This is a genomic window from Dokdonella aquatica (genome assembly GCF_051987395.1).
In the GTDB taxonomy this organism is placed as follows: Bacteria; Pseudomonadota; Gammaproteobacteria; order Xanthomonadales; family Rhodanobacteraceae; genus Dokdonella.
The window spans coordinates 2,441,644-2,454,835 of record NZ_CP197094.1 but is presented as its reverse complement, the minus strand read 5'-3'; the positions used below and the strand labels follow the sequence as shown (position 1 = coordinate 2,454,835).

Genomic DNA, 13,192 nt, shown 5'->3' with positions numbered 1-13,192 from the left:
TCACGCCCGCTGCGCTCAGGGCATGCGCCACCACGCCGCATGACGCTCGCGCCCGTGCGTGACCAGCGGCCCGCCGTCGCCCGTGAAACGCAGGTGCAGATGGCCGTGTGCGGCGGTCGCGTGCACCGGGATGTCGCGGGCGTCGAGCCGTGCGATCACGTCGCGGTGCGGATGCCCGAAGCGGTTGCGGTGCCCGACCGGTATGAGCGCGGCGTCGGGCGCGAACGTGTTGAGCAGCGCCGGCGAGGTCGCCGTGCGGCTGCCGTGATGGCCGACCGCGAGCACACGCGGGCGCGCCGCGTCATCGAGGCGTGCCGCGAAGGTCGCCTCGGCCCGCGCCGTGGCGTCGCCGGTCAACAGCAGCGTGCCGTATGCGCCCTCGATCGCGAGCACGCAGGAGCGGTCGTTGCTCGTCGACGCCGCACCGGGATCGGGCCAGATCACGCGGAAACGCACGCCGTTCCAGCTCCATGCATCGCCGGCCGCGCAGCGCTGCGCGGGTACCGCGAGGCGCTCGGGTTCGCCGCTCGCGACGACGGCGTCGGGATACGCGAGCGCCAGCGCCCGCGCGCCGCCGGCATGGTCGCTGTCGCCGTGACTGATGAGGATACGCGAGGGTGCCACGAGCCCGAGGGCGCGCAGCGACGGCACGACGACGGCCTCGCCCGTGTCGAAGCCGCTCGGGTAGCGCGGCCCCGCGTCGTAGACGAGCACGTGGTCGCGCGTGCGCACGATCACCGCGAGCCCCTGCCCCACGTCGAGCATCCAGGCCTCGAACGCACCCTCGGCCAGCGGCGTGCGTGCCGGCCACAGCATCGGCAGCACGAGCAGCAGGCCCAGCGCGCGGGCCGGCACGCCACGTGGCAGCAGGCACCATGCGATGCCGACCAGCGCGAGCACGAATGCCCACGCCGACGGTGTCGCGAAGTACAGCTGTGCCGACGGCCAGTCGCCCATCGCACGCATGAGCCACCACAGCGGCTCGAGCAGCCATGCCGACAGCGTCAGCAATGGCGTGCCGAGCGCCGGCGCCACCACGAGCAGCAGGCTCGCCGCGACCGTGCACGGCACGACGACGAAGCTGATCCACGGCACCGCGACGAGGTTCGCGAGCGGCCCGACCACCGAACCCTGGCCGAAGAACCACACCGTGAGCGGCAGCAGCGCCGCGCTGAGCAGCAGCTGCACGCGCGGCATGTCGCGCCATGCCGCGCGCTCGTCGCCGACCGGTTCGGTCATCGCGAGCAGGATCGCGACACCCGCGAACGACAGCCAGAACCCGGCCGACAACACCGCGAGCGGATCCCAGGCGACGATCGCCGTGCCGGCCAGTGCGAGACCTTGCGGCACCGAGGTCGTGCGTCGCGCATAGCGCGCGAGCAGCGCGATGCCGATCATGAGCAGGGTCCGCAGCGTCGGCAGGCCCATGCCGGCGAGCAGGCCGTAGCCGGTCGCGCAGGCCATCGCGACGGGCGCCTCGAGCAGCGGCGCGGGCAGCCGCAGCGTCACGCGTGGCACGAGGCGCCAGAGCCGCCGCGCGAGCCAGGCGCCGAAGGCCGCGAACATGCCGACGTGCAGGCCCGAGATCGCGATGAGGTGGCCGATGCCGGTCGCGCGCAAGGTCTGCCAGTCAGGCTCGGCGATCGCGGACTGGTCGCCGACTGCAAGTGCACGCAGCAGCGCCCGCATCGCGCCCTCGGGCTGGCGTGCGTCGATCGCCGCGACGATGCGCTGGCGCCAGCGGTCGACGCAGAAACCCGCACCGGCATCGAGCCTCGCGTTGGACGCCGCGTCGCGCACGTAGCCGACCGCGACGCGACCGTGCAGCGCGGCGCCGCGCTCCGCATCGTGGCCGCCCGGGTTGACGAGGCCGCGCGGCGGCCGCAGCCGCGTGACCAGCCGCCAGCGCGTGCACGGCTCGAGCGGCGGCGCATTCGTGTACCAGTTCAGGCGCACGTTGCCGGCGAGTGCGAGCGGCGTTCCATCGAACTCGGCGCGGTCGACGACGAACGTGAAGCGTGTGCTGCCTTCGACGACCTCGGGCAGGCCGTCGATACGGCCTTCGACGACGATGTCGCGACCGTGGTGCGTGTCGTCGAGGCGCGCCTCGAGCACGGCATCGGCGCGTACGAGCGTCCAGGCGAGGCCGAGCACGAACCAGGTCGCGACGCGATCGCCACCACGTGCGAACAGCGCAAGCAACGCGACAAGTGCGACCGGCAGCGCGATCCAGGACGGCAGCGGATGCACGATGGCCTGTACGGCGACCGCACCCGCGAGCAGCGCGGCCGCGCGCGGCGCATCGATGCGCGGCCGCGCAAGGCGCGCACGCAGGCGTCGGGTGAAGCGGGGAAGTGTCGGCGATCCGTCCATGGATGCGTGTCGGCGGCGTCCTATCCGCTGCGCGGCACCTCGTGCAGGGCGCCGCCGCGCAGCTCGAGCATGCGATCCATGCGCGCGGCGAGGCCGCGGTCGTGCGTCACGAGCACGAGCGCGGTGCCGATCTCGCGGTTGAGCTCGAGCATGAGCTCGTAGACCTGCGCGGCATTCTTCTCGTCGAGGTTGCCGGTCGGCTCGTCGCCGAGCACGCAGGCCGGGCGCGTGACCAGCGCGCGCGCGACCGCGGCGCGCTGGCGCTCGCCGCCGCTGAGCTCGCCGGGCTTGTGCTCGATGCGCGCGGCGAGGCCGACGCGGCCGAGCAGCTCGGTCGCGAGCGACCGCGCCTGCGCGACCGGCGTGCCGCGGATCAGCAGCGGCATGCACACGTTCTCGAGCGCCGTGAACTCGGGCAGCAGATGGTGGAACTGGTAGATGAAGCCAAGCGAGCGGTTGCGCACGCGGCCACGCTCGGCATCGGACAGGCGCGACATCGGCCGGCCCTCGACCTCGACCTCACCTCTCGTGGCCGTGTCGAGACCGCCGAGCAGGTGCAGCAGCGTGCTCTTGCCGGTGCCCGAAGCACCGACGATCGACACGGTCTCGCCGCGCTTCACGGCGAAGCTGATGTCGTGCAGCACGTCGGTGCGCAGGCTGCCTTCCTCGTAGATCTTGGCGACCTTGTCGGCGCGCAGGACGATGTCGCCGTGCTTCGGGGCGTTCGTGGTCATGGCGGTCACTCGTACCTCAGCGCGGCGGCCGGTTCGGTGCGCGCCGCGCGCCAGGCCGGGTACAGCGTCGCGAAGATGCAGAACACGAACGCGGTGACCGTGATCAGGCCGACATCGTCCCAGTGCAGGTCCGACGGCAGCTCGCTGATGTAGTAGACCTCGGCCGACAGGAACGTGATGCCGAACGTGCGCTCGACCCACGCGATCAGCGCGGGCAGGTTCAGCGCGAGCATCACCCCGAAGCCGACGCCGAGCGCGATGCCGAGCGTGCCGACGAGCACACCCTGCACCATGAACGTCCCCATGATGCTGGCCGGACTCTGCCCGAGCGTGCGCAGGATCGCGATGTCGGCCTGCTTGTCGGTGACCAGCATGACCAGCGTCGAGACGAGGTTGAAGGCCGCCACCGCGACGATCAGCGAGAGGATCAGGAACATGACCTTCTTCTCCATCGCGATCGCCTTGAAGAAGTTGGTGTGGCCCTGCATCCAGTCCGAGACGCGGTACGACTGGCCGAGCTGTGTCGACAGCTCGCGCGCGACCGAATAGGCACGGAACATGTCGTCCAGGCGAAGGCGGATGCCGGTCGGCCCGTCGAGCTGGTAGAGCTTCTGCGCATCCTCCATGTGCATGAGGGCGAGGCCGCCGTCGTACTCCTGCATGCCGACCTCGAAGATGCCGCTGACCTTGAAGCGCTTGATGCGCGGCAGCACGCCGACCGGGGAGGCGCGGAACTCGGGCGCGACGACGGTCGCGTAGTCGCCGACGCCGACGCCGAGCGACATCGCGAGCTCGCGGCCGATCACGAGGTTGAAGCTGCCGGGCGTGAGGTCGTCGAGCGAGCCCTGCACCATCTTGCGGTCGACTTCGGAGACACGCGGCTCGTAGGCCGGCAGGACGCCGCGCACGAGTGCACCCGAGACGCGATCGCCCTGCAGCATCGCCTCGCGCTCGACGTATGGCGCCGCGCCGAGCACGTGCGGGTTGGCGCCTGCGCGTTCGATCGCGTGCGGCCAGTCGCGCACCGACTCGTCGATGCCCGAGATCGTCGCGTGCGCGACCATGCCGAGGATGCGGTCCTTGAGCTCCTTGTCGAAGCCGTTCATGACCGAGATGACCGTGATCAGCGCCGTCACGCCGACCGCGATGCCAAGGATCGAGACCAGCGAGATGAACGAGATGAAATGATTGCGGCGCTTGGCGCGCGTGTAGCGCAGGCCGATGAAGACTTCGAGCGGTCGGAACATGCCGGATCGCGATCCCTGGGGTCGGGCACGGTGCCCGAGACGAAGACACCGGAAGTCGGCCAGAGTGCCCGAAGCCGGGCCCCGGCGGCAAGCGGAGCGCGCCCCGAAGCCCCCGCGTCAGCCGCCCGCCGGGAACGTGGCCAGCCACTCACGCGCCTCGCGGGTGCGGCGGTGGGCATCGCCGACCGTCCCCTCGAGGCCGGCCAGCGCCGTGCGTGCCTCGGCCAGTGCTTCGCCGGTTCGGCCCAGCGCATGCAGCTGGCGGCTGCGCACGAGGGCGAGCACCGAGGCCTCGGGACGCGAGGCGAGCGTGGTGTGTCCGGTCTCGCGTGCGTCGTCGAGCAGGACGAGCGCTTCGCGCGCACGCCCCTGCCGGCCGATCGTCTCGGCTAGGCTGATCTGGGTCACCAGCGTGCCCGGATCGGCTGGACCGAGCGAGGCACGCTCGGCCTCGAGCACGCCGCGGAAGGCCTGCTCGGCCTCGCGGTTCCGACCCACCGCAGCGAGTTCGTTGGCGAGGTTGTAGCGCGCCACGAGGGTGCCCTGGTGGCGCTCGCCGAACCGGCGCTCGCGCACGGCGAGATCCTCGCGCCAGATCGCGATCGCGGCCTCGCGGTTGCCGCTGCGGCTCAGGGCCACGGCGAGCTCGTTGTGGTTGCGCAGGGTCTCGCGATGCTCCGCGCCGAACGCCGCGACGCGCGCGGCATGCAGGCTGCGCAAGGCCTCGATCGCCTCGTCGAAGCGGCCGAGGTCGCGCAGCGCGCGCGCCCTGCCCTCGCGCAGGCGCCAGGTCTGCGGGGTGTCGGCACCCAGCGCCGCGGTGCTGCGCGCGACGAGCACGTCGAACAGCGGCAAGGCCTCGCGTGCGCGCCCGAGCGACAGCAGCAGCTGCGCGCGTGCGTCGTCGCGGTAGAGGACGATCGGATGGCTCTCGCCGAGGCGCTGCAGGTCGGCCTCGACCGCCGCGTACACGGCGAGCGCATCGTCGCTGCGCCCCACGAAACCGAGCAGCTCGGCCAGCGTAACCTGGGCATGGGCACGATCCACGGCGCGCGCCGGTACGCCCGCGAGGGCGTCGATGAGCGCGCGCAGCATCGGCTCGGCCTCGGCGTAGCGGCTCGCCGAGACGAGGTTGTGGGCGAGCTCGAGGCGCACGCGCACCGACTCGGCCGCGGTCGCGGGTTCGAGGCGTGCGCGCAGTTCCAGCGCGCGCTCGAGCTGGGTGATCGCCGCCGCGTACTCGCTGAGGCCGGCATAGCTCCAGCCCAGCGTCGCGCGCAGCTCCGCTTCCACTGCGGCCTCGTCACCGAAGCGGTCGCCGAGACGGTCGCGCGCGCGGTCGAGCGCCTCGCGCACGGTGACGTCGGGCGAGTGTCCCTCGAACGGATCGGCGGCGGCGAGCAGGTCCTCGTTGACGAACGCGTTGATCGCCTTGACCTTGGCGGCCTCGGTGCGGGCCACGTCGCGCTCGTGGGCGAGGCGCATGTTGAATCCCGCGACCAGGGCGACGATCACGACCGCGACGGTCGCCGCGAACGCGGCCATGCGCGGCCGGCGCCGCACCGCGCAGAGCAGCGCATAGCGCCAGCCGCCGCGGCGCGCCTCGACCGGCCGGCGCGCCAGCAGGCGTCGCACGTCGCCCTTGAACTCGGCCACCGAACCGTAGCGGTGCGCGGGATCCTGCGCGCAGGCGCGCGCGAGCACGGCCTCGAGCTCGCGACGACGCGTGGCCGAAAGCTCGACGTCGTCGGCGATGTCGAGCCCGGTCGCCGGCGCATCGGATGGCGCATCGTCGCTGCGGTCCGGGTGCAGCGTGCTGCGCAGCACGCTCGTGGTCGCATGCTCCGCGGACACCTCGTCCGCCGACAGCATGCGCGCGAGCAGCCGCCCGAGCTGGTACTGGTCCGAGGCCGTGCCGACCTCGCCGCCGGCACGCTGCTCGGGACTCGCGTGGCCCGGCGAATACGCGCGTGTGCCCTCGCCTTCGCCGAGCAGCGCGGCGATGCCGAAATCGAGCAGGCGCGGTTGGCCGTCGGCGTCGACGAGCACGTTGCCGGGCTTGATGTCGCGGTGGATGAGCAGGCGCGCGTGCGCAAACTGCACGGCCTCGGCGACGCCGAGCCACAGGCGCAGGCGGTCCTCGAAACCGAGGCCGGCACGCGCGCAATGCGCGTCGATGCGCTCGCCCTCGACCCACTCCATCGCGAACCACAGCAGGCCGTCGTCGGCGCGCCCGCCGTCGAGCAGGCGCGCGATGTTCGGATGGCGCAGCCCGGCGAGGATCTGGCGCTCGCGCAGGAACAGTTCGGTGCTCGCGGCGCTGTCGCGGTCGACGAGGCACTTGAGCGCGACCTGCTGGGTGAACTCGCCGTCGTCGCGCTCGGCGAGGTGGACCACGCCCATGCCGCCGCGGCCGAGCTCGCGCACGACGCGGAACGCGCCGAGCCGCGTGCCCGGCGCGAGCGCGTCGGTACTGACGCCGCCACGCGAGACGAGATCGCGGAACAGCGCGCCCGACAGCAAGGCCCCGGGCTCGAGCAGCGCGCGCGCGCCACGCGTCATCGATCGTCCCCTTCGAAGTCCACTACGGGGCGACACCCGGTGTGGTGGCGGGATCCGCCAACCGGGGCACGGGATCAGGCGTCATCGCCGAGCAGCGTCGCGAGCTTCTCGCGCGCCTGTGACCAGGCCCGCTGCGTGCTGCGCAGCGACAAGCCGAGCGCGTCGGCGGTCTCCTGCTCGGACATGCCCGCGAAGATGCGGCACTCGACGACGCGCGCGCAGGTCGCGTCGTCGGCCTCGAGGCGCAGCAGCGCGGAATCGAGCTCGATGAGGTCACGCGCCTCGCCGGCGATCGCCTCGGCGTGCTCGTCGACGTCCACGTGGTCGGCGCCGGCGCCGCGCTTGAGGGCGGCGCGGTCGCGCGCGTGGTTGATCATGAGCTGGCGCATCGCGCGCGCCGCGAGGGCGAGGAAATGCGCGCGATCGACCGCGCCGTCGGCCCCTGCGCGGGCGAGGCGCAGATAGCAGTCGTGCACGAGCAGGGTCGGGTTGAACGTGGCGCTGCCGCGGCCGCCGAGCACGCCGCGCGCGATGCGCTTGAGGTCGTCGTAGACGAGCGCGACGACGCGATCCCACGCACGCGCGTCACCGTCCCGCGCCTGCGCGAGCAGGCGCGTGATGTCACTCGTCGGGGCGTCCGCGACCGGTTCCATGCCCGGCGATTGTAGGCATACCGCAGGGTTCCTGCGGACCGGCACCCGTCGGGTGAGCGTGCGCCACGTCGCAGCTCTGGCGGGAAACGCCGCGCGACCGGGTTTCCGACCGCACAGGCATGGCCGGTCCCGGCATCGACGGGATCCGGCATGCCGCCCCTGCGGAGAGTCCCACGACATGTCATCCACGTTACGTTCGCTCGCCCTGATCGTCCTCGCCTGCTGCGCCCTCGCCGCGGGCACGCTCCACGCGCAGTCCAACGGAGGCTTCAAACCCGATCCCAACCTGGAAGCTCGCGTCGTGGCCTGGCAGGCCGACGGCCGCATGCTCGTGGCCGGCGACTTCACGCAGATCGGCGGCGTGCCGATGGCGCGCATCGCGCGGTTGCGCGCCGACGGCAGCCTCGACACGAGCTTCTCGGTCAACGTGGTCGGCGGCGCGATCCGCGCCATGATCGTCCAGCCGGACGGCCGCATCGTGATCGCAGGCGACTTCACCCACATCGGCCCCACGGCGCGCAACCGCCTCGCGAGGCTGCTCGCGGACGGCAGCCTCGACCCGACCTTCAATCCGGGCGCCAACGCGTTCGTGCACGACGTGGTCCGCCAGGCCGACGGCAAGTACATCGTCGCCGGCAATTTCACGCAGATCGCCGGCCAGGTGCGTAACTACATCGCACGCCTGCATGCCGACGGCAGCATCGACCTCAGCTTCCTGATCCAGGCCAACAACAACGTGTTCGAGCTGTACCAGCAGGCGGACGGCAAGATCCTGCTCGGCGGCAACTTCACCTCGCTCAACACGATCACGCGCAACCGCGTCGCCCGCCTGCATGTGCAGGGCACGCTCGACGGCAGCTTCAACCCGAATGCGAACGGCCCGGTCGAGGCCTTCGCCGAGACGCACGATGGTCTGCTCTACCTCGCCGGCGGTTTCACGACGCTGTCGGGCACCTCGCGCAACCACCTCGCACGGCTGCGCGCCGACGGCAGCCTCGACACGTTCCAGCGATCCGCGAATTCGACCGTGCTCAAGCTGGCCATGCAGGCCGACGGCCGCCTGCTGCTCGGCGGAGCGTTCACAACCCTCGACGGTCAGCCACGCGAACGCATCGCGCGGCTGACCGCGACCGGCCTGCTCGACACCACGTTCACGCCGCAGCCGGGCAACAACGTGACGCTGCTCGCCGAGCAACCCGACGGCCGCATCCTCGTCGGCGGAGGTTTCGCCACGTTCGCGGGCAAGCCGCGCAGCCGGCTCGCCCGGCTGGAACCGGACGGGGCCCTCGAAGACACGTTCGGCGGACCGCTCGATACCAATTCCCTCGTCACCGGCATGGTCGTGCGCGCCGACAACCGCGTGCTGATCGGCGGTGTCATCGACAACCTCGGCACGGCCGGCAACATCGGCCTCGCCAAGCTGCTCGCCGACGGCACGTTCGATTTCGGTTTCGCCCCCCCGTTCCAGGGCGGACTCTATTCGGTCACCGCACGCGACGATCTCCTGATTGGCGGCGGCGTATTCACCTCGGTCAACGGCGTGTCCTGCAGCGGCGTGGTCGGCCTGCGCGACGACGGCAGCTTCGCGCCCACGTTCAATGCCTGCGATGCCCCCGGCGAGGTCGCCAACGTCCTCCCGCTGCGCGACGGCCGTTACATCGTCGGCGGCTTCTTCGACCGTGTCACCGGCCAGTTGCACGAGAACATCGCGCGACTCGGCGTCAACGGCGTGGTGGACGGGTCGTTCGTGCCGTGGACCGACGACGCGATCCTCGGGCTCGCCGAGCAGGCCGACCGCAAGCTGCTGATAGGAGGAAACTTCTCGCGGGTGACCGGCGTGGCACGCCCGCATCTCGCGCGCCTGCTCGCGAACGGCCAGGTCGACACCGCGTTCAACGTTGACGTGGATGCACCGGTCTACGCCATCGCCGTGCAACCCGACGGTCGCATCCTCATCGCCGGCGTGTTCGAAGTCGTCGCGGGACAGCCACGTGCAGGCATCGCGCGGCTGCGCGCCGACGGCACGCTCGACCCGACGTTCACCTCTCCCCTCGAGATCAACAGCGAGGTCCAGGGCCTCCTTCTCCAGGCCAATGGCGACATCATCGTCACCGGCGACCTGCGCGCGGCCAGCGGCCTGCCCAAGGTCGTGCGGATGCGTGGCGACGGTTCGATCGACAACGATTTCCAGATCCCGGCGAGCCTGGCGACGTCGATCGCACAGTTCGACGATGGACGCCTGCTCGTGGCCGGCGAGTTCTTCGGCGGGGGCAAGGGATTCACCCGGTTCGGCCTGGCCGACGAGGGCGTCGACGCGATCACGCTCGACGGCACGACGGTGACCTGGCGACGCGGCGGCGCGATCCCCGAACTGTCCGCCGAACCGGTGCTGCAGTTCTCCACCAACGGCGGCACCTCGTTCGCGACGATGGCGACGATGGAGCGCATCGATGGCGGCTGGCGCGTCACGGGCGTCGACACGCCGATCGGCCAGGCATTCCTGCTGCGCGCACGTGCACCGATGCGATCGGGCATCTTCAACGCGTCGACCGGCATGGCCGAGACCACGGTACGCGTCCTGCGCCGCGACAGCCTGTTCCGCAACGGCTTCGAGTAGCGACGACACAGCGTGTGCGGCGACGAGGAGCATCGCCGCACACGCCACGATGCGTGCTACCCGCGCCTGTGCGGCCACACGCGACACGGCAGCCGCGCTTGACGACGAGCGCCGCATCGAGTCTTCACGGTGTGCGATCCCGGACACAGCTGGCATCATCGACGACGCGCCTCGTCCGGCGCGCCGTCCGGAGTGCCCGCATGACCCATCCGCTCGTCCTCGTCCTCGCGCGCGTGCTGATCGCCAGCGTATTCATCGTCCTCGGCGCGGAGCGTCTCCTCGGGGCGGCAGGGATGGGACCGCTCGCCGGCACCTCGCTGTCCAACGGCGTGCTGCTGCTGAGCCTGTTCGAACTGATCGCGGGCACCCTCATCGTGGTCGGCTGGCAGGTCCGCGCGCTCGCGCTCGTGATGGCGGCCGTGCTGCTCGTCGACGCCGTGCTCGCGCATCCGTTCTGGCGCTTCTCGGGCGCGTCGCAGCATGCGCAGCTGCTGCACTTCTTCAAGAACCTCGCCACGATCGGCGGCCTGCTGCTGCTCGCCGCGCTCGGCCGCCGGACGCGCTAGCATCGCGCCCTTCACACGAGGGGACAGCTGATGGCGGTCGAGGGCGGCGCGAACGAACTGGTCAAGGTGGTCACGCTGCTCGGCGCGGCCGTGGTCATGGTGCCGATCTTCCGGCGCCTCGGCCTCGGCTCGGTGCTCGGCTACCTCGCCGGCGGCCTCATCATCGGCCCGTTCGGCATCGGCCTGTTCACCGATCCGCAGGCGATCCTGCACACGGCCGAGCTCGGCGTGGTCATGTTCCTGTTCGTGATCGGCCTGGAGATGCGGCCCTCGCACCTGTGGTCGCTGCGGCACGAGATCTTCGGCCTCGGCGCGCTGCAGATCGGCGTCTGTACCTTGGCGCTGAGCGGCGTCGGCCTCGCCTTCGGCTATCCGCTGCCGGTCGCGTTCATCGGCGCGGCCGGTTTCGTGCTGACCTCGACCGCGATCGTCATGCAGCTGCTGACCGAACGCGGCGATATCGCGATGTCGCGCGGGCAGAAGATCGTCTCGATCCTGCTGTTCGAGGACTTGCTGATCGTGCCGCTGCTCGCGATCGTGAGCTTCATGTCGCCGGTGGTCGCGAGCGATCCGGGCGACTCGCGGCTCGCCTCGATCGGCATCGGCATCGCCGCGCTCGCGGGCCTCATCGCAGCCGGAATCTGGCTGCTCAACCCGCTGTTCCGCCTGCTCGCGGCGGCCAAGGCGCGCGAGGTCATGACCGCCGCGGCGCTGCTCGTCGTGCTCGGCGCGGCGCTGCTCATGCAGCTCGGCGGCCTGTCGGCCGCGATGGGCGCGTTCATCGCGGGCGTGCTGCTGTCGGAGTCGACGTTCCGCCACCAGCTCGAGGCCGACATCGAACCGTTCCGCGGCATCCTGCTCGGTCTGTTCTTCATCGCGGTCGGCATGTCGCTCGACCTCGCCGTGGTCGCCGCGAACTGGCCGGTCATCGTCGCCGGCGTGCTCGCGCTGATGGCCGCGAAGGCGGCGTGCATCTACGTCGTCGCACGCGTGCTCGGCACGCACCACGCCGACGCGCTCGACCGTGCCGTCCTCATGGCGCAGGGCGGCGAGTTCGCGTTCGTGCTGTTCGCGGCGGCGACCGCGGCCGGCGTCATCGACGCGACCGTCAACGCCAACCTCACCGCGATCGTCGTGCTGTCGATGGCACTCACCCCGCTGTTCGTGATCCTCGTGCGCCGCCTCGTGCCCAAGCCCGCGCCGTCGCTCGAGGGCATTGACAAGGCCGAGGACCTGTCCGGCACCGTGCTCGTGATCGGCTTCGGCCGCTTCGGCCAGGTCATGTGCCAGTGCCTGCTCGCGCGCGGCTGCGACGTCACGATCATCGACACCGACGTCGAGATGATCCGCAGCGCGAGCGAGTTCGGCTTCAAGATCTACTACGGCGACGGCACGCGCCTGGACGTGCTGCACGCGTCCGGCGCGCACCGCGCACGCCTCATCGCGGTCTGCATCGACGACAAGGACGCCGCGACCCTGATCGCCGAGCTCGCGCGCGAGGAGTTCCCGCAGGCCGGCGTGCTCGTGCGCGCCTACGACCGCGAGCACGCGGCCAAGCTCGTCGCCACGGGCGTCGAGTTCCAGATCCGCGAGACGTTCGAGTCGGCCCTCAAGTTCGGCGAGGCGACGCTGCGCGCGCTCGGCGTCGACGAGGACGAGGCCGCCGAGACCGCGGCCGAGATGCGCCGACGCGACGCCGAGCGCTTCGAACTCGAGGTCGCCGCGGGCGACGTGCGCGCGGGCATCCCGCTCATGCTCGGCAACCAGCCCAAGCCGACGCCGTTCACGACGCCGCAGCGCCCGGCACGCGCGCTCAGCGAGGAAACGGCCGCGGTCACGCGCCAGCCCGCCACGGAGACCTGACCCATGCACCACGCCCGAGAAGCCGCCGACTGCGTCGCGTTCTGGCGCGACGCCGGCCCCGAAGCCTGGTTCCGCAAGGACGAGGCGTTCGACGAACGTTTCCGCGAACGTTTCCTCGCGGCGCATTTCGCGGTCGCGCGGCGCGAGTGCGACGCCTGGCTCGACAGCCCCGACGGCGCGCTCGCGATGCTGATCCTGCTCGACCAGTTCCCGCGCAACGCGTTCCGCGGCAGCGCGCACATGTACGCGACCGATCCGCTCGCTCGGCACGTCGCCGATCGTGCGATCGCGGCCGGCCACGACCAGGCCATCGCGCAGGAGCTGCGCGTGTTCGTCTACATGCCGTTCGAGCACTCCGAGGACCTCGCCGACCAGCACCGCGCGGTCGAGCTGATCCGTCCCCTCGGCGCCGAACTGCTCGGCTACGCCGAACTGCACCGCGACATCATCCTGCGTTTCGGCCGCTTCCCGCACCGCCACCGCGAGCTCGGGCGCACGCCGACGCCCGAGGAACTCGCGTTCCTCGCCGAGGGTGGCTTCAAGGGTTGAGCGGCAAGGCCGATCGCAGCGTGCGTGG

At 71.5% G+C, this 13,192-nt stretch carries 9 protein-coding genes; 4 read left to right on the top strand and 5 right to left on the bottom strand.

Going from position 1 to position 13,192, the window contains the following annotated elements:
- Positions 1-15: 15 nt before the first annotated feature.
- The 5 genes from ACQQ2N_RS10815 to ACQQ2N_RS10795 form a co-directional block, all read right to left on the bottom strand.
- Positions 16-2,373: a DNA internalization-related competence protein ComEC/Rec2 gene (locus ACQQ2N_RS10815; protein WP_440221595.1), complete on the bottom strand. Its 2,358-nt coding sequence runs from the start codon at positions 2,371-2,373 to the stop codon at positions 16-18.
- Between the two features lie 20 nt (positions 2,374-2,393).
- Positions 2,394-3,107 (bottom strand): lipoprotein-releasing ABC transporter ATP-binding protein LolD, encoded by a 714-nt coding sequence (lolD, locus tag ACQQ2N_RS10810; protein WP_440221594.1) that lies wholly within the window; start codon positions 3,105-3,107, stop codon positions 2,394-2,396.
- Between the two features lie 5 nt (positions 3,108-3,112).
- Positions 3,113-4,354: a lipoprotein-releasing ABC transporter permease subunit gene (locus ACQQ2N_RS10805; protein ID WP_440221593.1), complete on the bottom strand. Its 1,242-nt coding sequence runs from the start codon at positions 4,352-4,354 to the stop codon at positions 3,113-3,115.
- A gap of 117 nt (positions 4,355-4,471) precedes the next feature.
- Complete coding sequence (locus ACQQ2N_RS10800; protein ID WP_440221592.1) at positions 4,472-6,916, bottom strand: protein kinase domain-containing protein; 2,445 nt, start codon at positions 6,914-6,916, stop codon at positions 4,472-4,474.
- Positions 6,917-6,990: 74 nt separating this feature from the next.
- Positions 6,991-7,569 (bottom strand): ECF-type sigma factor, encoded by a 579-nt coding sequence (locus ACQQ2N_RS10795; protein WP_440221591.1) that lies wholly within the window; start codon positions 7,567-7,569, stop codon positions 6,991-6,993.
- Positions 7,570-7,747: 178 nt separating this feature from the next.
- On the opposite strand from ACQQ2N_RS10795, the gene ACQQ2N_RS10790 reads away from it, so the two are divergent.
- From ACQQ2N_RS10790 to ACQQ2N_RS10775, 4 genes are all read left to right on the top strand, one after another.
- On the top strand, positions 7,748-10,186 hold the full coding sequence (locus ACQQ2N_RS10790) for a delta-60 repeat domain-containing protein (RefSeq protein ID WP_440221590.1): 2,439 nt from the start codon (positions 7,748-7,750) through the stop codon (positions 10,184-10,186).
- 200 nt (positions 10,187-10,386) lie between these two features.
- Positions 10,387-10,752 carry a DoxX family membrane protein gene (locus ACQQ2N_RS10785; RefSeq protein ID WP_440221589.1) on the top strand — a complete coding sequence of 122 codons (366 nt, stop codon included), beginning with the start codon at positions 10,387-10,389 and terminating at the stop codon, positions 10,750-10,752.
- 30 nt (positions 10,753-10,782) lie between these two features.
- Positions 10,783-12,615: a monovalent cation:proton antiporter-2 (CPA2) family protein gene (locus tag ACQQ2N_RS10780; RefSeq protein WP_440221588.1), complete on the top strand. Its 1,833-nt coding sequence runs from the start codon at positions 10,783-10,785 to the stop codon at positions 12,613-12,615.
- A gap of 3 nt (positions 12,616-12,618) precedes the next feature.
- Entirely contained in the window at positions 12,619-13,164 is a 546-nt protein-coding gene (locus ACQQ2N_RS10775; RefSeq protein WP_440221587.1) for a DUF924 family protein, read from the top strand.
- Positions 13,165-13,192: the final 28 nt, after the last annotated feature.

Bases quoted from the DNA above. Each gene is read 5' to 3' on its own strand.
- lolD (WP_440221594.1), bottom strand. From the start codon at position 3,107: ATGACCACGAACGCCCCGAAGCACGGCGACATCGTCCTGCGCGCCGAC.
- ACQQ2N_RS10785 (WP_440221589.1), top strand. From the start codon at position 10,387: ATGACCCATCCGCTCGTCCTCGTCCTCGCGCGCGTGCTGATCGCCAGC.
- ACQQ2N_RS10795 (WP_440221591.1), bottom strand. From the start codon at position 7,569: ATGGAACCGGTCGCGGACGCCCCGACGAGTGACATCACGCGCCTGCTC.
- ACQQ2N_RS10805 (WP_440221593.1), bottom strand. From the start codon at position 4,354: ATGTTCCGACCGCTCGAAGTCTTCATCGGCCTGCGCTACACGCGCGCC.
- ACQQ2N_RS10800 (WP_440221592.1), bottom strand. From the start codon at position 6,916: ATGACGCGTGGCGCGCGCGCGCTGCTCGAGCCCGGGGCCTTGCTGTCG.
- ACQQ2N_RS10780 (WP_440221588.1), top strand. From the start codon at position 10,783: ATGGCGGTCGAGGGCGGCGCGAACGAACTGGTCAAGGTGGTCACGCTG.
- ACQQ2N_RS10775 (WP_440221587.1), top strand. From the start codon at position 12,619: ATGCACCACGCCCGAGAAGCCGCCGACTGCGTCGCGTTCTGGCGCGAC.
- ACQQ2N_RS10815 (WP_440221595.1), bottom strand. From the start codon at position 2,373: ATGGACGGATCGCCGACACTTCCCCGCTTCACCCGACGCCTGCGTGCG.
- ACQQ2N_RS10790 (WP_440221590.1), top strand. From the start codon at position 7,748: ATGTCATCCACGTTACGTTCGCTCGCCCTGATCGTCCTCGCCTGCTGC.